A 25991-nucleotide genomic window follows, 5' to 3' on the forward strand; every position below is an offset into this window, starting at 1 on the left:
TGTTTCACAAACTCCCGTTGAAGAGACCGTCATAGAGTGCACCAACCGCTTGATGATAACGCTCGGGCGAAAAAAATTCTGCTTGTTTTGGGCCGAGTTTTGCAAGGTGATCGCAAAGATCATTATCATTTGCCAGAGCCTTCACCGCGTTGCGAAGTGAATCAGTATCGTACGGATCGATCAGCAATGCGGCATCACCAGCAATCTCGGGCACCGAGCCCTCTGTCGACGTCAGCACCGGTGTACCAAGCTGCATCGACTCCAGAACCGGCAAGCCAAATCCCTCGTAAAGAGACGGGAACAGAACAGCTCTGGCACCGCGCACCAAACTGATAAGCAAGGAGTAGGAGACGAAATCGAACCGATGAATACGGCGGCCCGGTACAATTCGATTTTCTGTCTGCGAATAAAACCGAAAACGCTCATCATCAATCAGCAACTGAGTCTGATCGCCCTTCCAACCGGGCGCACCAACAATAATCAGGGGTATATCGACTTTGGCTGACAGATAAGCCTCGACCAAACGCGACAGGTTCTTCTTGGGCTCAAACGCTCCAAAGAACAGAAAGTACTTTTTCCAATCCAGATTAAAGATGCCGGCGATTTCATCCGCCGCAACATCCTGAGGCTTGTTGCGCAGATCCAGCGGGACGTGGACAGCCTGGTAGGTATTGGTAACCCGTTTCTCATCCACATTGAGAATCTTGATGATATCCTGTCTCGATGTTTCAGATACCGTCACGATATGGTCAGCAGTTTTGGCCAGATGACGCACCAGCTTGTAATGATACCGCTTGTTGTCTTCAGTCAGATAGGGCAGGCGCAATGGAACCAGATCGTGAATGGTACAAATGTTGAGTGATTTACGGGCCCTGAGTGGCAATGGATAAGTCGTGTGGAAAAGATCAGGCGCCTTATCGAAAGACAGCGGCAAGCTCTTTCCAAAAACCTTGAAATGCTGCCTCGCCAAGGCAAATACATCGTTGTTGGCATAAAGAAATTCTGAATCCATCACGTTGCCTTGCAGAGATTTCGTGATGACAGTCCCGGTCAAGGGTATCTGTGTTGGTTTTATGCCCAATGGAGCTGCAATCTGGCGGCGCAACCAGCGCCGGCCAAGGGCCACAGGGCCAAGCTTTCTCAAAGCATTGTCGTCAAACAAGACCACTTCGCGGAGCATCGGATCTTTGGGCAGTTTACCCTGAACCGAATGAACAATGCCGGTCTGATAATCGAGATTCCGGGCCGTCTGGATCAGGCCACGCGTATATGTCGCAACTCCAGTACCCTTCTGCATGGACAGATTAAGGCCGTCATACAATATGGTTTTTACCATGACGGCTTCCTTTCAATATGGATATTGACTCTGTGCATTTTCATGAAGGTTCATTCATCGAGAGTACCAAAAGCCAATCCTCCCCAAAATTCTCACTCAGCAATTCATGAGTCGACACGGAATGGGTTTGCCCCTTGTAATCCAGTCGTCGCAGCGTGCCATAAACCGACATCATTTGTTCAATGAAGTCAGGTCCATTTTTGTAGCGTTCAGCATTGAATTCCAACACAATCATCGGTTTGTGCTGCCTGATCGTTTCTTTCATTCCGTCAAAGATTCGCTGTTCGCCGCCTTCTGCGTCAATTTTGATGAAATCAACCCGTTCGTATGATGCGCAAAGCTGATCCAGCGACGTTTCCGGTACGTTCAAAATTGCACCCACAAGAGGATCGGCAATAAACCAGGGTTCCACAACGGTCGCATTTTTGGGTTCGTTGTAAGGTACAAAAAGCGGAGCGACGCCTGTTGTCTCATCACCTAGAATAACCGCTTCAATTCTGGTGCGCCGCAAAAAGCCATTCAAGTCGATTGATCGCCGCAAAAAATCCACAGCATGCGGATTGGGCTCCACAGCCAAAAGCCTTCCCGCAGCGCCCACAAGTTCAGCGAGCAAAACAGAGTAATAACCAAAATTGGCGCCGACATCGACAGCGACCATTCCCGCGCGAATATTGCGCGCGCAGAACTGGGTCAGCCAGATTTCCCAGTAACCGTCGAGCAGGAGATGTGATCCGAACCCACGATCACGTGTATCGAGATAGAATTTATAGCGGCCAAGAATACGCACAAGCGCCGTATAATCACCGAGATATGCACTCTTCGCGAGGTTCTGAACGGCTATTTCCAGATCCTGGCGCTTTAGATTGGCAATTTCATGAAGGTGAAGCAGTGACTGGGATGGCATGGCATGTTCTCACTAGAGCTGTTCCCAAGCAGGAAACATAGTACAGTGATGGTTTCAGTTATATTATTATCCCACAAGACTTACACCCGGAGATTATTCCCCTTTTTCTATTTTATTGCAGCAGCGTTAATGGCGAGAGATGTTGCCGATAGCGCTGGCGAGCTGATGCCCGAGAATACAGCCATAACCTTCTGCCATTCGGCACCGGAAGCGTTGGCGATATAGATGACGTCCCGCGGCTGCATTTCAAACCTTTGCATCGCAAGCAACGTGCTCGTATTCTTCATGTTAAACCGGTAAACCACGGGGATGTACTCCCCGGAATTATTGAGAGAACTGCCGGCGGGAATGAAACGCCGCGCAACCGACGCCATTTCATAGCGCAAGACAAAGACACCTTTGGCGTCGGCACGATTATCATTCAGACCAGCTGCTTTCGCCAGCGCATCCGCCATGGAAATGCGCGATGCTTCAAACGGAATTTCCGCATTGCGCCCGGCCGCACCCAGCACAAGGATTGTACGCGGCTCACGCACCACCGTAATGAGATCGCCTGAACGGACGCGAATATTCTCGGCCGGATTATCGATCAGTGTGTCGAACGGTATCCTTGCAGTGGCGCCGTTACGCGTCAGCCTGATAATGCTTTCGCTTGCCCCGGCGCGAATGCCGCCGGAAGATGCGATGACATCAAGAATCCGCTCGCCCGCACCCGTCAACGAAATCCGCGCACCGGACGCAACTTCACCCGTCACGGTTACCGCATTGGCGGTGCTGCGCTGAATGGTCACCAGAGCCTGCGGCTGAACAGCCTTGCCCTCCAGGGCACTCGATATCTGCCGTTCGACCTGTGATGGCGTTCGGCCTGAAACCCTGATGCGGCCGGCATAGGGCACGGCAATTGTGCCATCCCCCGAAACAGTTTGCGCCGGAATTGTCGTTGAACCGCCCGATGATTGCTGAACACCCGACGCCGTGAGATTTCCACCAAACAGACTTCCGGGAGGTGCCTCCCATAAGTTGACACCAATAATATCGCCAACGGCGATACTGAGTTCGCTTGTCCGGGGGCCAGCGCCGAAATGGCTGACCAGACTTTCACGCGGGCGCACTGCCGCATAGGAAAGAACAGCATCGTTCACATCAACCATCGCATAGTTGATGTGCGTTTCAGTCTTTCTCTGTTCAATAACCTGATTGGCTGACGGACCGGAACTGGGAAGGGCGCAACCAGACAGTGCCGCTGCGATGACAATCACCGAAACGACCGGTAAATTCCTCAATGCGGTACTGCTTGCTTTGAATGTGTCTGACAGAACATATTCTGACAGCGCGAAAGTCGGCAATGGCACTCGAATTCGTCTGCTCAGCATGTCTTACGCGCTCTTTTCATGAAACCGCATCATTGCTGATGGACTCATTCCATATGCATTCCGGTAGAGTGACGAAAACCGCCCCGGGTTCGAAAACTGAAGATGCATTGCCAGATCGGTTACATTGCGGGCGCTGCCGCTAACGATGGCATCGTGCGCCGCTGACAACCGGTATTCACACAGGATATGCATGGGGCTCGTGTCACGATATTCCTTGAACATCCGCTGCAGCGCGCGCGAACTGCACCCTGCTGCGGCTGCAATCTCGTCAAGCGTGATCGAATTGTGGATATTCTCCCGCATGAATGCTTCGGCATTCTGCAGATAACGCGGGGAAATGCGGCGCGAGGACTGATTGTTCAGCGCATTCACATTGTCCGGCTTGGTCATAAACAACTTGGCCAATAACAACCGCTCGTAGACTTCCCGCCAGAACATCACGACCCGAACTGGTTGCAGCGGCAATATCCTCGCTGACATAGCAAAGTGTCTGATACAGTGCCGATGCACTGCCCGTCCGGAAATCATGCAACGGGGAGAAAGCCAATTCCTGAAAATAAGGCCGCCGCATCAAACGTTCAAAATGCTCGCGCAAGGTCGGTACAGGAACCAGATATGTCACCCAGGATGTTCCAGGGTATAGTTTTGCCTTTACTCCAGCACGATCAAAAACACTGGTGGCATTACCAGCGACAACATTTTGTATTTTACGATTCTTAGTATCAACAAGATCAATGGCGCCTTTGAGTATAAATATAAAGCTTAGAGTTGTACCGACCCCATTCGAAACAACCTCCAGACGGCCATTTGTTTCGCCGTAGATAATAGATGTCTGTTGAAGTGTGCAGATTTGCCTTTTGAAACCGTAACGGCCTTGCTCATCTGGAAAACTAGTCCAGCGCCAATTTTCGTCGATCTTCTCAATTTTATTTGAGATATCGTCGCTTGAACTTGAAATAGATCTGTATTCAGAACGTTCCATCGGATTTTTATACATTTCTCCCCCAAAGAAACCCAAATACCGCCAAACAACTTCCTTAATTGACGCCTCAGATTAACTTTAGACATTCAACGAATTATAAATTAAGAGAAACTTTCTAGAAATAGCAACTAAAGAAATCAGTTTTTCAAGTTTTTCATCGTTTTAGATTAATATGAAATTTGAAGACAAATTTAGATATCCCATACAATACCAAACAATTGTTTCTTCATAGAGAACTATGAACATTGTTTTCAATAAATATATTGACGTTAATGTGAGAAAAATGGCGCTTATTATGCTTGCTTGTCGCAAAGTGTATATCTTTACATCGAGATATATCAGCGGCGAACAATAGAAAAAACGGCGGCTTGTATGGATGCACTGATATCAGAACGACGGCATAAGACGAAAGGCGCGGTGATACGGCGAAAGCAACCACTGACTTTGTGGGTGTGCGGTCGTTTTCAGGCGGAGTTTTTCACGAAAATATCGGGAAGTGATTCTCTGATCCGTTCACACCTAGGGCTTGGTGTTCGGATTGAGCGGTGAAGCATCGACAGCCGCCTGGATTGTCCGTGATGTCACGGAAGGGCGGGCCCGGTTGGCAGCATCGATCATCTCGTTTGAAGGGTCGCGCATGACATTATAGACAACCGGAATTGCCGCCTTGGCGTATTCGCGGTAGGTCTGGCGAACAAAATCAGGGATACTGTCCCAGTGCTGACTGCCAGTATACTTCTGGGAGTGAATCGCCTTCGCAATGGATTCTATAAGGTTTTCATGCGTAATCATAAATCATTTCTCACCTTGGCTGCTAGTTCATAGGCAACGCGATAATTCCGTATGTATATTTGTTATATATGTAGAGCGCGAATATTTTTTTGCGACAGAGTAAACATCGATAATTTGCTCACTTGTTACAAGGTCTTTACTGCGTTCCACCGCCGAGAAAAATAAATATGGTTAGCAGCATCCACTCTGACGTTGCAAATGTATGCTTCGAGGGATTTTGGCAATGTTGCAACCACGGGTCTAGTACAAATTTTGTTGAAACAGCCCCATTCGGCTGATTGATATTGCAGACATAGAGTGAGGAACCGGCGTACCGGAGACCTGAGCGCGCAGCCCGGCAAGCGAATTTATATATTGACCGGTAAAGTCATATTTTATAACACCCTGTACAGGCTGACGCGTCGCGGGCCAGTAAAATTATGGACGCTAGAGCAAGTTTTGTTTATTTGGAGCCGTTCTGCCGGAGGGAATTTGTGGGCAAGGTCAAGGGGTTTGACAAGACCGATGTTTACCCATCGGGTGAAGTCAAAGCCCGCAGGAATTGGGCCAAATTCACCCGGCCCACCGGTTGAACCGCATTTCTGCCGAAATGCGGATAATTCGACCGGCAGATATGAAAGCTTGTTGGTTTGCACAGCAAACCAACGGCTGGGTTTCCGGCTGGCGGACACCCACTTTGTCAGGCAGCTCCGTCCGATGGGTAAACATCGACCTTGCTACCTTTCGCGTGGATTGTCTCGCCATCCGAGAAACAGAACTGGCTTCGAATAAACAAAATTTGCTCTAGCGTTCCATCGCCCAAGTCACGGACCCATGCCTGCATTTCCAAATTCATCACCTGCCACCATTGGCAACACCACGTTTCATGATGTCGTGTCGAAACAGAACGGCGGGATATATCGCATCTTTGTCTATCGGCCGTCTGGTGCAGCACCGAAAGATGGATGGCCGGTGCTTTACATGACCGACGGCAACGCCGTTATTGCCACAGCTGTCGATGCCATGCGGGCACAGGCAAATTACCCCAGCGGTACAAATGTGGGATACGGCGTCATCGTCACTATCGGCTATCCGCTTGATGCAGCCTATGATCCATTGCGCCGCTCATGGGATCTTGGCCCGCCTCCGGGTCAAACCTATCCACCCTTCTATGAGAACAGCCCGGAGGTCAAAACCGGAGGAGCTGAAGAGTTCCTGACCTTTATTGAGGACCAGATCAAACCGATGATCGAGGCCAGTGTGCCGATTGACCGGAATCGCCAGGCAATATTTGGCCATTCCTTTGGTGGACTGTTTGTTCTCTACAGCCTGTTCACCCGGCCATCTGCCTTCACCACATGGATAGCCGCAAGTGCATCCATCTATTGGGAAGATTGCGCGATCAATAAGTTTTATTCCCAATTTGCGGCCAACCCTGCAACCCGCCCGGGTGCCCGGCTCTTTTATCCTGCGGTGAATATGAGACCGATAAACTGGCACCATTCCAGCGGGGCGCGGCCGACGAAACCGAAAGACTGGCGCAAAAGCAAGTCACCCGGAATGATATGTATTCCACCGAACTCATGAACAAGCTCAACGGCCTGCCGGATCAGCCGGTTCGAACACAGTTCGAGATTCATCCGGGGGAAAATCACATGTCGCTGCTGCCGGTTGCCGTCAACCGTGCTATTCAAGCAGCGTTCGCTGTCAGAAAGTAACCTGAGACTGCCGGGGAGGAATCCGATGCTGCCATGCGCCTCTCTGGCGGATCTGCCCGAAGCATCAGCCCCGCGTGCCGGCCATCCCTCAGCTGATATCTGGTGGTGGCCTTATCGAACACAAGATGATTGGAATAGAATCAGGCAGACGCTGGCTGTAGACGAACAGACGCGGGCCGATCGATTTCATTTCAGCAAGGATGCCACCGCATTCATGGCCGGACGCTATTTGCAGCGCACTGTCCTGTCGGCCTATTCAGCTATACCAGCACCTGCTCTGATCATAGCCACAGGCACCAATGGCAAACCGTATCTCGCAGATCAGGCAGGCGGAGAGAATATTACATTCAACCTGAGCAATACTGACGGGCTGGCGGTTTTCATCATAAGCCGGAACTGTTCAGCTGTTGGTATCGACGTGGAAACCAGATCGGCGCTGCTTGAGCCGCAAACGGCAGACCTGTTCTGCTCACCAGCTGAACTTGAAACACTCTCAACGCTTCAAGGCCCTGAACGCCAGTCATTGCTGCTGGCCTACTGGACTCTGAAGGAAAGTTTCCTCAAAGCCACCGGGCATGGACTTACAGTCGCACCGCATTCTCTGAATGTCAGGCTCGACCCGATGACAAAAGCCATTTCCGTTGATAGCGCATTGGCAGCAGACGGCGCCGATTGGCACCATCGCCTGCTTCACTCGGCGAGCAATCACCTGATTGCCATTTCAACTCGATCAGACCGGGCAGACCTCATGCTGCGTCAGCACAGGCTCCCCGATCCTCATTAACGGTTCAGTACTCCGCAGCGACAGACTGGCCAAGCGCTTCATGCCCACTGGAAAGCCAGTTGATCTGCGAGTCGTGCGGCTCCAGATCAAAATGGTCGCGGCCTGTCATTGTGTTGATGATATGGGCACTGCGCCAAGCCATTAAACTAAGTTGCGAGTCGGCAATACCATGGCTGTAGCGGCCAGCATTCTGGGCAAAGATGCGGTTCTGTTTTGGCCCATTCCAGTTCAGACAATATTCGTCATTGAGGGCAGGGCGGCTATTGCGGTCAAACTGGATGCGATCCTGCAAACCGGAAAGCGCTTCCGGCAATTTGAACTGATAGCCGGTGGCTAGGACAATCGCATCCGCATGGGCGACCTCTACACCACCATCGAAGCGGTTGCGCACGATCAGGCGGTAGCCATCCTTGTCGGCTTCCACCTGAATGACATCGCGGTTGGGTGACAGCTTGGCCTCGATATCGCGGCCTTCGAGATAGCGCAGGCTGTAAAGGCGGCGATAGATCGAATTGATGGTGGACAGCGACAGCCCGTCACTTGTCAGAATCGATGCCTTCAGCGCTTCCAGCTTCTGATCATTGTTGAGGTTGAGATAGGCGTAGACATATTCCGGTGAGAACACCTGATTGGAGAAAGCGGTATCGTTGATCGGCTCGAAATTGGTCCGGCGGCTGAACCAGTTCAGTTCCTTCAGTTCGGACTTCGAGTTCAGGATGGATTCAACCACCTCTCCGCCACTCTGACCACCGCCAATCACCGCAATGCGTGATGCATTCAGACCGGGCAGGCGGAATTTTGCTTCGGAATTGTGGAAACAGCGGTCACCCAGAAACGGCGTCGCCCATGATGGCATGAACGGTGTGGTGCCTGTTCCAAGAACGATGTTCTTTGCGGCAACGCTGCCATTGTCGAAGCGGACGACAAACCGGTCCTTGTCATGATTGACCTCGCGCACCGGGGTGTCAAACGACACGTTGTTCAACTGACCGGCCACCCACGCGAGATATTGGGCGAATTCCCGTCGTGGCACGGCGTCGTAATGGGCATTCAAAAATGCGTAGAGACGTTTGTGTGCAACGAGATAGGACACAAAGGACCATGGGCTCGTCGGCATGACGGGCGTGACAAGATCTTTCAGATAGGACGATTGCAACTCAACATCCGGCAGCATCATGCCTGGGTGCCAGTCGAAATTCGTCCGGCGCTCGTAGAAGTGCGCCTTCATATCGCCGACGCCGTCAAGCAGCGCCGCTAGGCTCAAATTGGAAGGACCGACACCGATACCCGCCAGATCGAGCGTCTCGTTCGGTTGGCGTGCATGATCATTGTTCGCAAACATGGCAGTCATCAGAATTCCTTTCCGTGATCATCATTCCAAGATTGGCCCTATCGGGCCTCGTCCAGGCGGTGGGAGAGCCGGCTATGGAATGCCTGTGATCCGATTACGTGCAGATGGTTGGTGCCAGAGATGATTTCCGCCGGGTTTGCCCGGGGGAGTAACGCCGCCAGTCGATCAGGTTGAGACCCCGATTCAGACTGTCATCGGCCGCCCAGGAATGGATCGGCACGTCGTGCGGCTGCAATTGGTGACGCCTGAAGATCAGGGCGTTGTCGATGAGAATCCAGAATGTATGTTCACGGCTGCTGATGTCAGGACCATCGGTCGGCAGCTCGTCCTTTTCATCGCCGACAAAGCGCAGGAACTGATCGTAGGTATCGGCATCCATGACATTGAGCAGGCGATCCCATTCGCCGCGCATGGCGGTGCGGGACAACCATTCCTGTACGGTCGCGTGCAATTGATCGCGTTCGCCCGGCTTGAAGCGCGGCTTGGCGCCGATGGCAAATTCAGTGCCGAGATCGCAGACGTCGACCATGGTAATCAGACGCAGGTCGATCTCATCGCCAAGTTTGCGGGCCGTTTCATAGGCCAGCAGACCGCCCCAGGACCAGCCGAGGAAGTAGCAGGGCTGGCCTTTGCTTTCACGGCGGATGTAATCGACATAGCCCTGAATGATATCATCGACTGAGGAGCCGATTTCTTTCTGTTCGGACAGCGAATAACAGATGAAGCCGGTCGCTGGCTGATCCGCCCCGAGATAGTCGACGAGCTTGACATATTCGCGCGTGCTGACCAGCAGACCGGGGAAGCAGTAAAGCACCGGCTTGCTGCCCGACGCGCGCAGCACGATAACCTCGCTGCCCGCCTGATCATTGCCATTTTCAACAACACCAGCGAAGGATCGGATGGTCGGATTGTTGAACAAATCGGCAATCGTCGTACGGTTCTGCGGCTTGCGCTGGCGCAAGGTCGAGAGAATACGGATAGCCCCAAGCGAGTTGCCGCCGATTGCAAAAAAATTGTCCTCGACGCTGATCGGGCTGACCTTCAATATATCCTGCCAGATGCCGAGGATTTCTTCCTCCAGCGCATTTTCCGGCTCGATAATGTTGCGTTTCATGGGCGTTGGTGCGGGCAGGGCAAAACGATCAAGCTTGCTGTTCGGATTGATCGGCATGGCCTTCAGCGGCACGATTGCCGACGGCACCATATAGGCCGGAAGCATGCGCTCCAGCGCCGAATGCATATCAACGACATCGAGTTCGATACCTTGCTTTGGTACGACGTAGGCAACCAGCATCTTCTGCTTCGTCCCCTCATCGTCCCGCAGAACAACCAGAGCCTCGCCGACACCATTAAGCTCCAGCAAAGCCGCTTCGATTTCTCCCAGCTCAATGCGATAGCCACGCAGTTTGACCTGATGATCAACACGTCCAACGAATTCCACCGTTCCGTCCTCGCGCCAGCGCGTCAGATCACCGGAACGGTAGAGGCGGCCGCCCTCCTTGGAGAACGGATCCGGGATGAAGCGGTCAGCCGTCGTATCGGCCTTGCCGATATAGCCGCGCGCCATACCTTCGCCAGCAATGTAAAGCTCGCCGGTCACGCCAATCGGGCAGGGGTTGAGATCCGGATCCAGCACGTAGACGCGCCGGTTGCCGACGGCACGGCCGATAGGGGCGTAGGTGCCTTCAAATTTTTGTCCGGCACGCACCTTCCAGACCATCGGAGTCATGATGGTTTCGGTTGGACCGTAGCCATTGATGAGCCATTCGGATTTCAGCGCCGTGGAAAGCAGATCAAAAGTCTGCTGGGCAAGGCCTTCGCCGCCAAAGGAATAAAGGCGCATCGGCGGCGCGCTGTCGGTCAGATCAGCCCATTCCGCCAGCTGCTGCAAATAGGTGGTTGGAATGCTGGCATTGTTGGCGCCGTGCTTGCGCATGGCGGTCAATGTTTCCTCGGGAGTCCACAGCGGCTGGTCCGGCAGAATGATGCTGCCGCCTTCCATCAGCGGGTTCATCCAGCGTTCGTGTCCACCGTCGGAACTGAACGGCAGGAATGGCAGTTCACGCGATTCCGAGCTCATGCCATAGACACGTGACGTGTTCTGCGTGTGGTGGGTCAGCGGTCCATGTTCGACAGCCACGCCCTTCGGCAGACCGGTCGAACCGGATGTGTACATGATGTAGGCGAGCTGATCCTTGTGAATCTTCACATCCGGCACGCTGTCCGGCTCGAGTGAGAGATCAAGCTTGTCGATCTCAAGGATGACGGCATCAAGCCCTTCCGGGATACGGTCGAGCAGCCAGCTGTTGGTGAGAATAACCTTCACGCCGCCATCGCGCAGGATGTGATGATTGCGGCTGGTGGGATGGTCAGGCTCGACCGGAATATAGGCACCGCCCGCCTTCAGTGTCGCCAGAATGCCGACAATCGCTTCGGGTGAGCGTTTGACAGCAATTGCCACGCTGATATCGGCACCAACACCAAGCTGGATCAGCCGGTGCGCCAGCTTGTTAGCACTTTTGTCGAGTTTGCTGTGACTCCAGACTTCGTCAGCAAAGATGATGGCCGTTTTATCAGGCGTGCTTTGTGCATGCGCCGCGATATGTTCGTGCACGGCCCGGTCATCGTTGATTTCATTGTCTTCATACGGTGCAGAAAGAATATCAAGTTCATCATCGGCGATAAGCTCGATATCCTTGATACGAACCTGTTCTCCGGCGATGGCCTGCGTCAGAATACGGCCAAAATGGATGGCAGCACGCTCGATCAGGTTGGGCTCGTAAATATCGTCGGCATAGTCGAACAGGCCGAACAGTCCGCCTGCGGCATCAGGCGTGACAACCAGCGCGAGTTCGGCGTCCGAACGCGGAGCAAGCGTAGCGTCCTGATCTGCAACGAGTGATGAGCGAGGCATTGGCTGGCGGAATTCGAACAGCGATTTGACAATCGCGTCCTGCTCACGCTCTTCGTGGGTCTGGATTTCCTGAACCAGCCGCTCAAATGGAACGAGGTTCTTTATCCCCGTGGCAACCGATGATGCGAGTGCTTCGCACACGTCGAGGAATGCGGTGCGCGACCTGAGTTCGAGCTTCAACGGCAGGATTTGCTCGCTGCGTGCAATGGCTTGCTGACCCGCCGAGCCAAGCAACGTTCCATACTGCAGAGAATATGTGCCGCTATAACGCGCAAGCAGCACGGCAAAAGCCGCGGAGAGAAGCTCTTCAGTCTTCAGGCCTTGTCGCGCTGCATAGGACTGGATATCCGCCCAAAGCTTTGCATCCAATGAAAACGGCACACGCTTGCGTGCAGCACCGGCATATCCGGCAGCATTGAAGCGGGTAGGGAGCGTTGTCGCATTGTATTCTTCACCGATAATATCCCGCCAATGAGCCAGGGCAGCAGCAAAATCGGACGTTTCCAGCGCTTCTTCTTCGCGGACACCGCGCAAAAGACTGTCCTCGCCGAGCGCGGGCACATCCTGTCCGTCAACCAGCGCAATGAGGTCATGCCGCAGAATGGCAAGAGCGGCATCATCGCAAACAATCGGGTGCAGAACGATGGTCGAGATCAAATGGCCATTGGCACCGGCAATCAGCTGATAACGTACCGAAACACCATTCAACAGATCAAAGGGACGAGCGATAAACCCGACCTTTTCGATCTCGGCTTCCGCCGGGCTCAGCGGATTGCTGTCACTTCCAACAATTTCATTCGATGGCAAATCGTCTGCATTGGAAAACTGCTCGATACGCCCGCCGGCAAAACGGCGGAAACGGGTGCGTAAGGCGCTGTGGCGCCGGGCCAACGCGCTTAAAGCATTCTGCAATTGATCCGGAGTAACCGTCGAATTCCAATGCAGGGTTAGAACCTGCAGCGGGAAAACCGTTGCGTTGCCGATCTGCTCCAGCGACCAGATGCGCTTTTGCGCCAGGGTCAGCGGGAAACTTTCGAGTGTCCCATCGGCAAGGTCGTCCACCGCCACGGGATGGTTCGTTTCGGGTTGAGCGAATAGCTTGTTCATATCGTCACCGATCTGTTGTCTGATGGAATTGTCCGGCGGCTACGCCATTGCCTGACGCAGGCCGAGTGGCCGCGGATCAACCCAGATTTTCTTGATTTCGCTCAGGCACTCGTCACGTGTGCCGTTGAAGCTTTCCTTGCTCCAGCCAACAGGCAGAGCCTTGTCATTGGACCAGACGGAATAACGATGTTCCTGATCGCGAACGATGCTCCAGGTCTCTGGCGACGTCTCGGCGTTCGACATCATGCGGGCTCCTTGCAGAATAAACACATGACCAAGAGACGGATGAACCCGCCCGCGATTTAAGCGGAAAACGAGAAAATTTTTTCAAAGTTTCGGCTAAATCAGAACGCACCCCACGCGTCTCTATAGCAATTGCTTTGCCAGACCATGGCAGCCAACACGCTGCGGAGTGCGCGAATGACCCTTGTTTCCAACCTCGCCAAAGAGACCAATGTGGAGCGCTATCCATCCCCTTCAGCGCCGTCCTGTTTTCTGAAATCCGCCGAGATGAAAACACCGGACAGGCTGGTGCTGACAACAGCGGCCGGGAGCTATCTCGTTGATGTCGAGACCAAGATAGGCCAAACCAAAGTTCGATTACCGGACCTGCGTGCGGACGAAACCGTACCGGTGCTGGCCTCCGCCATCGAATATCTGTCATCGCAATCACGCAATGGCGGCTTGGTCGAAATCGACAACGTACAGGATACGGTTTTTCCCCTCGGCACACGCAACGGCGCAACCTTGACTGTCGATCCGCGTGAGTTCTGGCAATTGCCTCAGCCGTGGATTGCCAATGCCGCCTATCCGCATCCGCAGGTCCATGTTCTCACCAATGGCCAATACCATCCCAAGCGGCCGCGCAAACCGGTCGGGGTGGTCTATGAGCGTTACATCCCATGGCTCGGCGAAACATTGTCGTTCCGCACTGCTGATCCGCAAACGGATATCGAGCATTTTCATCGCTGGATGAATGACGAGCAGGTCAATCTGATCTGGGAAGACGGCGGCGACAAGGAGAAGCACACAACCATCCTTGAGGTGCGCCTGCACGATCCGCACATACTGGCACTGATCGGTTGCTTCAATGGTGTGCCTTTCGGCTATTTCGAAGTCTATTGGGCCAAAGAAAACCGTCTTGGACCCTATTACGACGCACAGGATTATGACCGTGGCTGGCATGTGGCCATCGGCGAGCCTGCTTATCGCGGCAAGAAGTGGATCACAGCCTGGCTGCCATCCCTGATGCATTTCATGTTTCTTGATGATCCGCGCACCCAGCGCATTGTCGGGGAACCGCGCGCCAGCCACGAGCAGCAGATCCGCAATCTCGACCGTTCCGGGTTTTCCAAGGTGAAGCACTTCGACTTCCCGCATAAGCGCGCCATGCTGGTGATGCTGCTGCGCGAGCGTTACTTCGATGACAGGTTCTGGGTACCTGCACCATGAGCATTGCTGCGGGCCAGCGCTGCTGTCGCTGATCATTCTTTACACCACGCTGCATCCGTTGCGCGGCGATACCCATCACCCCATTCCGAACCCACTGTCTCCGAGAGGGCATCATGAACAAGTCCATGCCACCCCATGAATTCGATCCGATGGAAATGCCAGACGATCTGTTTTCACCCATTGATACCGCCGCCTTCAATGCGGTTTCGCCACCCATCTTTCAGACATCGCTCTTCACTTACGATACCTATGAGGCAATGGAAGATGTGTTTGCCGGACGCTCGCGCAACTACATCTATTCACGCGGAGACAATCCCACCGTGCGTGAATTCGAGCTGCTGACAGCACGGCTTGAAGGCGCTGAAGATGGCCGCGGTTTTTCCAGCGGTACGGCGGCAATTACCGCAACAATCCTGAGCCTCGTCGAGGCGGGTGACCGCGTTGTCGCCGTCCAGCATCTCTACAATGACGTCTACCGGCTGTTCGTGAAAATGCTTGCCCGGTTTGGCGTGACAGTCGATTTCGTCGATCCATCCAACCTCGACGAAGTGCGCACCGCGCTGAAGGGTGCGAAGCTGCTTTACCTGGAAAACCCGACATCCATGGTTTTCGAGTTGCAGGATATCGAAGCACTCGCCGCCATGGCCAAGGAATATGGCATAACCTCCGTCATCGACAATTCCTGGGCAACACCCTTGTTCCAGAAGCCAATCCAGCATGGTGTGGATATCGTCATCCATGCGGCCTCGAAATATCTCGGCGGTCACAGCGATACGGTGGCTGGTGTCGTCGTCGGTCCGCGTGACCTCATCGCCAAGATCAACAGCTCCACCTATCCCTATATCGGTGCCAAGCTCTCGCCATTCGAGGCGTGGCTGTTGCTGCGCGGCATGCGGACGCTGAAAGTCCGGCTGAAGGAACACATGCACAACGGGCTGGTGCTGGCCAAACACCTGCAGCAGCATGATGATATCGCTCTTGTCCGGCATCCGGCCTTTTCCGATCATCCGGGCAAGAAGACACTCACCGGTTTTGCGGGGCTTTTCGCCTTCGATCTCAACCCTGACATCGACGTTGCACGGTTCGTCAATGCGCTGCGCCATATCAGGCTCGGCGTCAGTTGGGGCGGACCGGAAACGCTCGTCGTTCCGGCCAAGGCTGCCTTGCAGATCCCTGATCGGATGACATCGTTTGTGCATTTCGGAGTCAATCCGCAGACAATCCGCTTTGCTGTTGGTCTCGAGGAACCCGAGGTCATCTGGAACGATATCCAGCAGGCGCTGCACACGGCGAAACTCTAACGCCACACCACGGATAAAAACGTCAAGGTGCGGGGAAAAGACCGAGAATACGTCAAACGCGCCTTGACTCCACTAAGATGACAAATGTAGTCATGTTTTGAATATGATGGCAACACTCATATTAAATATCAAACAGTCTCAGGGTTTTAACAGGGGTTTGGTCATGCGGGGATGCAGGACGGTGGTTTCGAACGGGGTCAATTCAGCAGGGCGCAGCCAGCGCGATTATAAACGTTTGCTGGTGACGACGTCTTTGGCGACATTGATGACGGCCAATTTCGCCGCAGCGCAGGAAGCCAACCCTATTCAGCTCAACACGATTGTGATTGATGCGAACAATAGCCCTGTCGGACCAGACAACGGCTACATTGCAAAGAATACGACAACAGGTTCCAAAACCAATACCCCACTCAGAGAAATTCCGCAGTCGGTTTCGGTTATTACGCGGGAACAAATGGATGACCGTTCCAACCAGCGCATCGAAGACACGCTGGCATACACGGCCGGGGTGACCGCGTCGCCTTGGGGCGTGGACGATCGCTTCACGCAGGTGAATATTCGCGGTTTTGACGCTGGTTCGAATTCCATGTTCCGTGACGGATTGGCACAAAGAACGATAGATTTCTCCGGATTCAAGATAGAGCCCTATGGCCTTGAACGCGTCGAGGTCCTGAAGGGCCCCGCGTCTGTGCTCTACGGAGAGAACGAAGTAGGCGGCGTTATCAATGCCGTCACCAAGCGCCCGACAAAGGACCCGCTCTACAGTGCCTATGCCAGCTATGGTTCGTTCAATACCTATGAAGTCGGTCTCGATGCAGGTGGGCCACTGGATAAGGACGGTGTGTGGACATATCGCCTGACCGGTCTGTTCCGTGATGGCGAGCAGGAGAAGAAGTTTTCCGAAAACGACCGCGTATTCATCGCACCGGCCATTACCTGGTCGCCAAGCGCCGATACATCTTTGACCGTTCTTGCTAATTATCAGTGGGACAAGCTGACACCGAATTACTTCCTGCCGCTCGCAGGTGTTCAATATCCTGCAGCCTACGGCCAGCTCTCACGCAGTTTCACCACTGCCGATCCAAACTTTGACCGGTTTCATGCAAACCACGGCTCAATCGGCTATGACTTCGAACATACATTCAATGAAGCATGGACCATACGCCAGAAGGTGCGTTATTCGGCCGAAGATACGGATTATCGCCACCTTTACTACAGCAACAGCATGATCGATGACCGGATCATGCCGCGCACCGCGTTCACGGTTGATCAGAAGGCGACAGCCTTTAACGTCGATAACAATGCCGAGTACACCTACGAGTCAGCCCTTATCAAGAATACGCTGCTCATCGGACTGGATTACAACCGTTACACGCTTGATGGACAGAAGGGTTTCGGCGATGGCCCAACCCTCGATATTCTGAACCCGGTCTACGGCCTCGATGTCGTCAACCCGCCAATCTATGAAGATATGCGGCAGACCATCAGCCAAGTTGGCCTTTATGCCCAGACCCATGCCAAAATCGATGATCACTGGTTGATCACTTTGGGTGGACGTCAGGCATGGGTCGACAACAAGACCAATAACCGCCTCAACCCCGTCAGCAGTACAGATCAGTCAGACCAGGCATTCACGTGGCAAGCCGGACTTGGTTATCTCTTTGACAACGGGATGACACCCTATGTCAGCTATTCCGAGTCGTTTAAAACGAACCTTGGAGTGGGGGCGCAAGGGGCATTCGAACCAACCAAAGGAACGCAATACGAAGCCGGCATAAAATATGAGCCGGACTTCTTCCCCGGCACAGTCACAGCGTCGGTATTTCAGATCACCAAAACCAACGTTACAACACCGGATCTTTCGGACCCGACAAATACCATCCAGACCGGCGAAATCCGCCATAAGGGCGTCGAACTGGAATCCGTCGTCAATCTGTTTCATGGCGTCAGCTTGACAGGCAGCTACACGTATCTTGACGCTGAAATCACGTCGAGCAATACGGTGGGAGAGCAGGGCAATCGGCCATCTCTGGTTCCCGAACATCAGGCGTCTTTGTGGGCGAAGTATAATTTCGATACCGGCTTGCTGCAGGGCTTGAACGTAGGTGCCGGTGTTCGTTATGTCGGCAGCAGTTTCGGTGACAATGCCAACAAGATCAATATTGGCGCTTACACCCTTGTGGATGCCGAGTTGAGCTATGAAAAGAATGGCTGGAAGGGCTCGCTCAAAGCAAGCAACCTTTTCGACAAATCCTACTACGGGAACTGTTCGGCGGACGGCAGCGGTGTCAATCCGATGTGTATCTACGGCGAGGGGCGCACCTTAAAGGGCACATTGTCGGCTAAATTTTAAGAAGAAATGCAATGAACGGAACGTCCTTTTCACTCAGCGGTGTCGGTTTTGATATTGACGGAAGAACATTGCTTCATCCGCTGACACTGGACGTTCCGAAAGGCCAGGTTGTCGGTATTCTCGGCCACAATGGCTCGGGTAAATCGACACTTTTGAAAATCCTCGCTCGTTTTCAGGCGCCGACACATGGTCAGGCCGAATATCACGGCCAGCCACTTGGTTCCTTTCGCCCGAAAGACTATGCCAAGAAGGTCGCTTATCTGCCGCAGCAGACACCCGATACGGATGGTATGACGGTACGTGAAGTGGTTTCACTCGGCCGTTATCCCTGGCACGGCGCTCTTGGCCGGTTTTCCCTGACTGACCGAACCAAGGTGACCGAAGCGCTGGAACTAACCGGCCTGATGCCCTTCGCCGACCGCATCGTTGATACCCTGTCGGGCGGCGAGCGGCAGCGGGCGTTTTTGGCCATGCTGATCGCGCAGGACACCGAATGTCTCCTGCTCGACGAGCCGATCTCGGCTCTCGATATCAATCACCAGATCGAGGTGATGAGCCTCATCCAGACGCTGGCACATGAGCATAATCGCTCGGTGCTCATCGTGCTGCACGATATCAACATGGCGGCACGCTATTGCGACCGGCTGATTGCCCTGTCCGGCGGCAAGCTCGTCGCCCATGACACTACCGGCGCGCTGATCACAACCGATCAGCTCAATGCCATTTACGGGGTTCGCATGGGTATTTTCCGGCATCCGGAAACGCAATCACCCATCAGCTACGTTTTGTAGAAAACCGGGAAACGACATGATGGCCGCGCTGCGCCGACGGGACTTTCTTTTTGGCTCAGCCGCCCTCGCGGGATCATGGCTGCTGCCAGTGGCAAGCAGTGCTGCCGCCCCGCGCGTGGTTTCGCTGGATTATGGTCTTGCTCAAACCCTGATTGAGATCGGTGCACCACCGGTGGGCCTCATTGATACGCAGGGGTGGTATGACTGGGTGATGGAACCCACTCTGCCGCAGGGCGTTGCCAATGTCGGTTCCAATTATGAGATCAACATGGAAATGCTGCAGCTTTTGCAGCCCGACCTGATCGTCACGACGCCTTATCTTGAATGGATACGGCCGCAGCTGGAAAAGATCGCACCGGTCCAATCCTTTCCCATCCACGCACTCGGCTCGCCGCCTTATCCGCACATCGTGGCAGCAACGACAGAACTTGGCCGCCTGCTTGGACGGGCGCAGGCAGCGCAGGCTTTGATAGACCGGACAGAGCGCGACTTAGAGTCTGCCAAGGCGGCAACGCGCCGTCTTGCCGAACAGAAGCTGGCGATCATAACCTTTCTGGATGCCCGCAACATCCGCGTCTATGGCCCCGGCGGGATTTTTCAGGATGTCCTCGACAGAATTGAACTGCAGAATGCCTGGACGCGAAAGACCAATGAATGGGGCTTCAGTGATGCCGGGTTGGCTGATCTGATCGCCCTTGGCGACAGCCATGTTTTCTATATGGATCCGGTTCCGCCGGATGTTCTGGCTGGTCTGGATGGCAGCCCGCTCTGGCAGGCCATGCCCTTCGTGCAAAAGGGCCATGTGCAACGCATGGCAAGCGTGCTGATGTTTGGAGCGCTGCCTTCGATTTCCCGCTTCGCCCGTCTGCTGGCAGAGGTAAAAGTCTAGATGTTGCGCACCGCATCCTCACAGCGGCTGGCCGGAACCGCTTTCATCTGGTGCCTTGCGCTGGGCATCGCGGCCATCAATCTCTGGCCGCTGATAAGCACGCTTGGGTTGCAAGCCGCGATTTCGCCGCCGGTCAGTGACGGTCAGGCCATTCTCCTGCATTACAGTCTGCTGCCACGATTGACGATTTCCATCGTTTGCGGCTTTGCACTGGGCCTGTCCGGCACCCTGTTCCAGCATGTCCTGCGCAATCCGCTGGCTTCGCCGTCAACGCTCGGGATCGAGGCGGGTGCGCAGCTGGCGCTCGGGATAGCCATTCTCTGGTTCCCGGCCCTGCTGGGCTGGAACCGTGACCTGACTACGGCCCTGGGTGGGTTCAGCGCCATGGCGATTGTCTTTCTGGTGGCCTGGCGTTTTCAGTTTCAGCCTGTGACCGTCATTCTGACGGGTCTTGTCATGGGGCTCTATTGCAGTGCCATCGTGACGATCCTCGTTCTGATGAACGACCACTATCTTGCAGGCCTGTTTATTTGGGGCGGCGGGTCGCTCAACCAGAATGACTGGCGCGATGTGAGTGCACTTCTGCCGAAGATCGGCCTATTCACACTGTTCGCCCTGTTTCTGACGCGCCAACTGAACGTACTCTCGCTGGGTGATGCAGCCCAAAGTCTTGGCATGAAGTTACAGACCACACGCGCCATTACCCTGCTTGTTGCCGTCGCGCTCACAACCTTCACCGTCAGCGCCGTTGGCGTGATCGGCTTTCTCGGCCTCGCATCGCCAGCCATTGCCCGCGCTATTGGTGCCCGGCGTGTCAAGGAAAGGCTGATCATCGCCCCTCTGATTGGCGCAGGATTGCTTGTGCTGATTGACCAGCTCCTGCAACTGCTCACGGCCAAGACCGGCATTGCGCTGCCGACCGGCGCGGTCACCGCATTGATCGGTGTACCGGCATTGCTGATTGTCATGCTGCGGCGCAAGGCCGTTGCGCAACCGACCGCTGCGGCACCAGCCATTGCCAGGACGCGACGGCCGGTAATGGTGCTTTCTACGCTTGCTGTTCTTCTGATACTCGCATGCATCACCGCGATTTTTGTCGGCAAGGATATTGACACATCCTGGACAATTCATACGGGAGCGATGCTCGATTTGCTCCTGCCATGGCGATTGCCCCGGCTGGTTGCCGCTGTGTCGGCCGGTATTATGCTCGCCCTTGCCGGAACCCTGCTGCAGCGTTTGACCAGCAATTCCATGGCAAGCCCGGAAGTGCTCGGCGTCAGTGCGGGAACGGCATTCGGCTTGCTGTGTATTCTCTTCGTATTCGCCCAGCCCGATTATGGCCACCGGCTTCTCGGCGGATTTCTGGGTGCCGCAGTGGTTCTTGCGGCTCTCTTTGCCATGAGCTGGCGCAAGGCGCAGTCGGGCAATCAGTTTCTAATCATCGGCGTATCGCTGAGTGCATTCCTGACGGCTCTGATTTCCGTCATTCTGGCGTCGGGCGATCCCCGTGCCATGTCGCTGATCAGTTGGATGACCGGTTCGACCTACAGTGTCACCAGCTCCGCCGCGATCATTTCGCTCGTATGCGCCCTTATTGCCATGGTTACGGTCCCGGTATTTCTGCGACCGCTGCAGCACTTCGCTCTGGGCGAAATATCGGCGCATTCGCACGGCGTCAACGTCAGGACTTTCCGGATACTGATTCTAGGCTTTTCCGCGCTGCTGACAGCCATCGCAACCCTGGTTGTCGGCCCATTGAGCTTTGTTGGCTTGATGGCCCCGCATCTGGCACAGCGCATTGGATTGACGCGTGGGTACGCGCATCTTCTTGGTACGGCCCTGTTCGGTGCTTTGTTGATGGCCGTGGCAGATTTTATTGGCCGGACCGCCTATTTCCCTTGGCAATTGCCAACGGGATTGATTGCAACGCTTCTGGGTGGGCCGGTCTTTGCGGTGCTGCTGTTAAAGCCGCGCAGAACTACGCGGCTTTAAGCGATTGCTCGCAGTAACGGTGCGCATCCTTGATCATGAAATTCACGAGCGTACGCGAGACGCCAAGCTCTTCGGCAATGTCTTTCTGCGGGACGCCTTCAATGCGATGCCGGATGAAGGCATCGTGGGTGCGTTTCGGCAAATCCTTGAGCGAAGCCATGACTTTGTTCAAAGCTTCCGTCGTCACAATACAGTCCAGTGCATTGACACAAGGGGCCGGAACGGAATCGACACCGTCCATCGGCATCATATTATTCTTCTCATATTGCCGTTTACGGGCCTCATCCAACGCCAGATTGTAGACCATCCGGCAGGCATAACCGACAGGGCAGTGAATGCAACTGGTCTGCATAGTACACGCTTTTACGACAGCATCATGAAATATATCTTCGGCTTGTGCATGCGAGTGCAGTACACTTTCTGCAATTACCAAGAGTTTATTTTTGTATTTAACCATTGCATCGATAAGAACATTTCCATCATGAAGACCTAGTTCTTTTGACATGATCTTTATTCTTTATGACAAAGGATTTCGACTTGATGTTTGGCAAAAGTAAACCCCATCAGAAATATTTCAAATTCTGAAATATCCGACTCCGCAACCTTCGCGGGTGCAGCTATACAAGAACATGAGAAAAAGAGTCAAGTTAAAGAAAATACGATTTGTTATGGCCCTCAAAACCCTCGAAATCATCCTCGCGGAAAGGTTCCATTTGTCACGATCACCAAAAATCTACCGGATATCCCGAAAGTGATAGTCGACCGGATTGTGACAGGCTGCTAAGCCGGTCAGATACGAATTGAAATATATTGGATACCTGACAATCATGAGCCGTCTCGACAGCTTCATCCGCCGCATGACGGCCCAGCGTGATATTCTCAACCACATTTGCGATACAGTTAAAGAGCTTGAAGGGCCGGTTCTCGAACTTGGCCTTGGCAATGGCCGTACCTATGACCATTTGCGCGAGCGTTTCCCTGACCGGCGGATCATTGCCTTCGACAGGGCATCCCATGCCTATAAAAGCTCGACACCCGACCCGGAAAATCTGGTGATCGGCGAAATCAAGGAAACCGCACAAAGTTTCATCGGCATCAATGCGGCCCTTGTCCATGCGGATATCGGCACGGGCTATCCGGAAATGGATGCCATAACCCAGACCTGGCTGCCGCAACTGGCGGCCGGATTGCTTATCAGCGAAGGTATCGTCGCCAGCGGGCTCGCGCTTGATCATCCGGAGCTGACACCTTTGCCACTACCGAAATCCGTCAAACCTGGCCGCTATTTCCTTTACCGCCGTATTTAGCCTGAGGCGAAAAGCAGGATATCGAACTGAATACGGTCGACGGGAATTTCACGGACCTTCATTGGTGTCGGCTCGTCGCCTAGAAAGACAAGGCAGTCTTCATAGAAGCCGGACAAATACTGCACAAAGGCGGCTGCCTGTTTATCCCCGTAGAATGCGGGTGAAAACTCCAGATACAGCGGAACCTGACGCTGGAGCAGCATTTCCATCGACCGGCAGGCAACGGGTTCGTAGCCTTCAATATCCATCCAGATGAGACCGATCTGGTCAGAAGCGATAGCCGCATCTTCCAGAATTTTATCAACCCGCCGCACTGGTACGACGATCTTGACGTCGGTATGGCTCTGACGGCTCGCACTGCTCTTGCCGTGATTGTTGCGATGTTGAAAGAAATCCAACTCGCCATCCCGATCGCCCGCAGCGCAATTGACCAGTGTCACCCGGTCCTCGAGATGATTCTGCGCGATATTGGATCGCAGCAACCGAAAATTGCGCGGGTCAGGCTCCACGCTGATAATGTGGCTGAAAGACCCGCTCAGGCTGAAATAGATGGTCTGCGTGCCGATATTGCCACCAAGCTCCAACAGCGTTGCATCACTGCGCAGAAGTTGCCGCTCCCGCAGGATTGTCAGCAAACGGCTGACATGGTGCCGTTCAAAATGGCCCTTGCGGAAGATTTTACGGCCAATGTAATCATTGGGAGAGAAGGTCATGACGTGGTCGCCGCAATCCACGGTCATTGTCAGAACGCGTGGGTCCATGGCGCTGATCATCAGCTCCCGGCCGTAGCGCGTGTTGAAAAATTGTCCCGCAGCACGGTTTCTGGCTTTTTCAAAGCCCCGCCGCCATGATTTGATATCGATCACTGTCCGCCCCGTACCGTCCGATAAACCCGTCCCCAAGCGGACACGATAACAGGGTTATCAAAGGAAGCGAACACTGCTTTCCTGCGAAACAACATAAACCCGTAGCGGCAATGCCCGGCCACGAATTGCCACCTCGCGAACTTCGAGCCCGGCAATGTCAGACCCTGCCAGCACGATTGTCGGCTCCGACACCACCAGCGTTGCATCAAATTCCTTGGCGACAGTTTCCAGACGGCTTGCCACATTCACCGTATCGCCAATGGCGGTCAGGCTCTTGACCGCGCCATAACCCATCGCGCCAACAATGGCAGGGCCCGTATGAATTCCGATAGCGACGCGCAAGGGAATGGTGAGCTCCGCCGCCAGTTCAGCATTCAGCCGCTCGATTTCCCGGATAATCAGCGCGGCGGCCTTCAGCGCATTGCTACAGCCATCGGCGGTCGAACCGGTGAGGCCAAACAAGGCCATGGCACCATCACCAATGAATTTGTCCAGCCGCCCGCCCGAACGTTCAACCGCCTGACCGACAATGGCAAAATACCGATTGAGCAGGAAAACGATGTCATAGGGCAGACGGGCTTCAGTGAGCATGGTGAAACTGCGGATATCGCAAAACAGAACGGCGATTTCCCGTTCGCGGCCCGGACTTGCCTGCTGGCTTCCGGCCGGCACGATACTTTCAAGGCTGGGCACCAGCAGCGGCACGACGCTGATATCATGGGTCGGATGCAACTGGCAGGCGAGTCGAACCCCATGATCAGCGCCGATACGGGTGAGCGTCGCCTGCTCGATAGGCTGGGGTGGCGGCAATGTCTCCGCACCTTCAAGCACCTGCACCCGGCAGGTTGAACAGCGGCCTTTGCCGCCGCAGACGGCATAATGCGGTATGCCCCCAAGACGGCTGGCTTCGAGCACACTGAACCCGAGGGGAACCCGCACGCTTTGACCGTCGGCATAGCGGATGGCAATCTGGCTTGCCCGTTCGCGCCAGTGGCGGCGGAAGCGAAGCGCAAGAACCAGTGCTAACGCGCCCGCATAGGATCCAAAAAGACCAACCTTGATATAAAACTCATCATTTTTGACTTCTATGCGCTCGGCAGGAGAGGCGTAACGCGTTGAATTATAGCTCTTATGCCCCTGATAACCGGAAGAAGGAAACTCGCCATAGCCGGAAGCGGGCGACATATTGGCAATCGTACGCCCCGTATTGGCAAAGCCGAGCAAGGCAAGAACCGGCAGCAGAATGGCTGCCGTCAGCAATACCGGCGCTGCCTGCTGATACCATTGCCGGTAGCGCAGCCAGAAGTGAACCCCGATGCAGCCATGACACCAAATAACAATCAGCGCGACCGTCTGCTTGATACCGTTGAAAGGCGAGTTGATCCAGAAGCCGCGAATGATCGTTTCATAACTGTCATAGTAATTGGAGATCTCGTAGCGAATGCGCGTGCCGACTACATGTTCAATGATCAGCATGGGTATGAGCAGCCCAAGAATGATCTGCAGCGCTTCACCCAGCGGCATATAGAGCGTCCGGCGCGCATAGAGCGAGCGCATGACCAGAGCGACGTGGGTGATCGCAGCTCCGTAAAAGATCACCGTCCCGACAGGATTGCGCCAGATGAACAGAAACCAGCGGCGGCCTTCTTCAGCCGCTGCGAGCGAAATCAGGTTGAGCGAATGATTGGCGAGATGCAATGTCAGGAATGTGAGCATGATCAGGCCGGATAGCAACCGCGCCCTGCGCAGGGATCGCTCGGAAACAATGGGCGCTGCTACAGCTATCGTCATGAATACCGG

Annotated in this window: 20 protein-coding genes and 1 pseudogene; 9 read left to right on the forward strand and 12 right to left on the reverse strand. The window is 54.2% G+C overall.

Features of this window, described 5'->3' with window-relative positions:
• Positions 1-4: 4 nt before the first annotated feature.
• The 6 genes from HB779_RS01050 to HB779_RS01075 form a co-directional block, all read right to left on the reverse strand.
• Positions 5-1336 (reverse strand): glycosyltransferase family 1 protein, encoded by a 1332-nt coding sequence (locus HB779_RS01050; protein WP_188342256.1) that lies wholly within the window; start codon positions 1334-1336, stop codon positions 5-7.
• A 40-nt stretch (positions 1337-1376) separates the two neighbouring features.
• A complete protein-coding gene (locus HB779_RS01055; RefSeq protein ID WP_244642324.1) occupies positions 1377-2123 on the reverse strand; it encodes an FkbM family methyltransferase in 747 nt (248 codons plus the stop codon).
• A 224-nt stretch (positions 2124-2347) separates the two neighbouring features.
• The gene (locus HB779_RS01060) at positions 2348-3613 is read right to left on the reverse strand and encodes a polysaccharide biosynthesis/export family protein (protein ID WP_188342258.1); all 1266 of its coding nucleotides are present in this window, start codon (positions 3611-3613) and stop codon (positions 2348-2350) included.
• A 3-nt stretch (positions 3614-3616) separates the two neighbouring features.
• Positions 3617-3916, reverse strand: coding sequence for a helix-turn-helix transcriptional regulator (locus HB779_RS01065; RefSeq protein ID WP_188342259.1), 300 nt, complete (start codon positions 3914-3916; stop codon positions 3617-3619).
• Positions 3882-4610 carry a hypothetical protein gene (locus HB779_RS01070; RefSeq protein ID WP_188342260.1) on the reverse strand — a complete coding sequence of 243 codons (729 nt, stop codon included), beginning with the start codon at positions 4608-4610 and terminating at the stop codon, positions 3882-3884. Before HB779_RS01070 ends, HB779_RS01065 begins: the two co-directional genes overlap by 35 nt.
• A 504-nt stretch (positions 4611-5114) precedes the next feature.
• Entirely contained in the window at positions 5115-5387 is a 273-nt protein-coding gene (locus HB779_RS01075; protein WP_188342261.1) for a hypothetical protein, read from the reverse strand.
• An 813-nt stretch (positions 5388-6200) separates the two neighbouring features.
• Here HB779_RS01075 and HB779_RS01080 point away from each other — a divergent pair.
• On the forward strand, positions 6201-6953 hold the full coding sequence (locus tag HB779_RS01080) for an alpha/beta hydrolase (protein ID WP_244642325.1): 753 nt from the start codon (positions 6201-6203) through the stop codon (positions 6951-6953).
• A 156-nt stretch (positions 6954-7109) separates the two neighbouring features.
• Complete coding sequence (locus HB779_RS01085) at positions 7110-7868, forward strand: 4'-phosphopantetheinyl transferase superfamily protein (protein ID WP_188342262.1); 759 nt, start codon at positions 7110-7112, stop codon at positions 7866-7868.
• Between the two features lie 4 nt (positions 7869-7872).
• On the opposite strand, the gene HB779_RS01090 is transcribed toward HB779_RS01085, so the two are convergent.
• The 3 genes and pseudogenes from HB779_RS01090 to HB779_RS01100 all read right to left on the reverse strand — a co-directional run bounded on the left by HB779_RS01090 (position 7873) and on the right by HB779_RS01100 (position 13486).
• On the reverse strand, positions 7873-9219 hold the full coding sequence (locus tag HB779_RS01090; RefSeq protein WP_188342263.1) for a lysine N(6)-hydroxylase/L-ornithine N(5)-oxygenase family protein: 1347 nt from the start codon (positions 9217-9219) through the stop codon (positions 7873-7875).
• A gap of 38 nt (positions 9220-9257) precedes the next feature.
• Positions 9258-13240, reverse strand: a pseudogene (locus HB779_RS01095) (amino acid adenylation domain-containing protein).
• 39 nt (positions 13241-13279) lie between these two features.
• A complete protein-coding gene (locus HB779_RS01100; protein ID WP_371823838.1) occupies positions 13280-13486 on the reverse strand; it encodes an MbtH family NRPS accessory protein in 207 nt (68 codons plus the stop codon).
• Between the two features lie 174 nt (positions 13487-13660).
• On the opposite strand from HB779_RS01100, the gene HB779_RS01105 reads away from it, so the two are divergent.
• The 6 genes from HB779_RS01105 to fhuB all read left to right on the forward strand — a co-directional run bounded on the left by HB779_RS01105 (position 13661) and on the right by fhuB (position 22018).
• Positions 13661-14692, forward strand: coding sequence for a GNAT family N-acetyltransferase (locus HB779_RS01105; protein WP_244642326.1), 1032 nt, complete (start codon positions 13661-13663; stop codon positions 14690-14692).
• 113 nt (positions 14693-14805) lie between these two features.
• Entirely contained in the window at positions 14806-15993 is a 1188-nt protein-coding gene (locus tag HB779_RS01110) for a PLP-dependent transferase (protein ID WP_188342264.1), read from the forward strand.
• A 181-nt stretch (positions 15994-16174) separates the two neighbouring features.
• Entirely contained in the window at positions 16175-18346 is a 2172-nt protein-coding gene (locus HB779_RS01115; RefSeq protein ID WP_188342265.1) for a TonB-dependent siderophore receptor, read from the forward strand.
• Between the two features lie 11 nt (positions 18347-18357).
• Positions 18358-19137 (forward strand): ATP-binding cassette domain-containing protein, encoded by a 780-nt coding sequence (locus tag HB779_RS01120; protein ID WP_188342266.1) that lies wholly within the window; start codon positions 18358-18360, stop codon positions 19135-19137.
• Between the two features lie 16 nt (positions 19138-19153).
• Entirely contained in the window at positions 19154-20026 is an 873-nt protein-coding gene (locus HB779_RS01125) for an ABC transporter substrate-binding protein (protein ID WP_188342267.1), read from the forward strand.
• Positions 20027-22018 (forward strand): Fe(3+)-hydroxamate ABC transporter permease FhuB, encoded by a 1992-nt coding sequence (gene fhuB, locus HB779_RS01130; RefSeq protein WP_188342268.1) that lies wholly within the window; start codon positions 20027-20029, stop codon positions 22016-22018.
• On the opposite strand, the gene HB779_RS01135 is transcribed toward fhuB, so the two are convergent.
• Positions 22005-22523, reverse strand: a complete 519-nt coding sequence (locus HB779_RS01135) for a sigma-70 family RNA polymerase sigma factor (RefSeq protein ID WP_188342269.1) — start codon at positions 22521-22523, stop codon at positions 22005-22007. The genes fhuB and HB779_RS01135 overlap by 14 nt on opposite strands.
• Before the next feature lie 322 nt (positions 22524-22845).
• Between HB779_RS01135 and HB779_RS01140 the strand changes: the two genes are divergently transcribed.
• A complete protein-coding gene (locus HB779_RS01140) occupies positions 22846-23325 on the forward strand; it encodes a class I SAM-dependent methyltransferase (protein ID WP_188342270.1) in 480 nt (159 codons plus the stop codon).
• On the opposite strand, the gene HB779_RS01145 is transcribed toward HB779_RS01140, so the two are convergent.
• Together HB779_RS01145 and HB779_RS01150 are read right to left on the reverse strand one after the other, a co-directional pair.
• On the reverse strand, positions 23322-24191 hold the full coding sequence (locus HB779_RS01145; RefSeq protein ID WP_244642327.1) for an FkbM family methyltransferase: 870 nt from the start codon (positions 24189-24191) through the stop codon (positions 23322-23324). The genes HB779_RS01140 and HB779_RS01145 overlap by 4 nt on opposite strands.
• A 57-nt stretch (positions 24192-24248) precedes the next feature.
• On the reverse strand, positions 24249-25982 hold the full coding sequence (locus HB779_RS01150; RefSeq protein WP_244642328.1) for an adenylate/guanylate cyclase domain-containing protein: 1734 nt from the start codon (positions 25980-25982) through the stop codon (positions 24249-24251).
• Positions 25983-25991 lie beyond the last annotated feature (9 nt).

Origin of the sequence: Phyllobacterium sp. 628, assembly GCF_014189505.1 — a bacterium.
GTDB lineage: Bacteria > Pseudomonadota > Alphaproteobacteria > Rhizobiales > Rhizobiaceae > Phyllobacterium.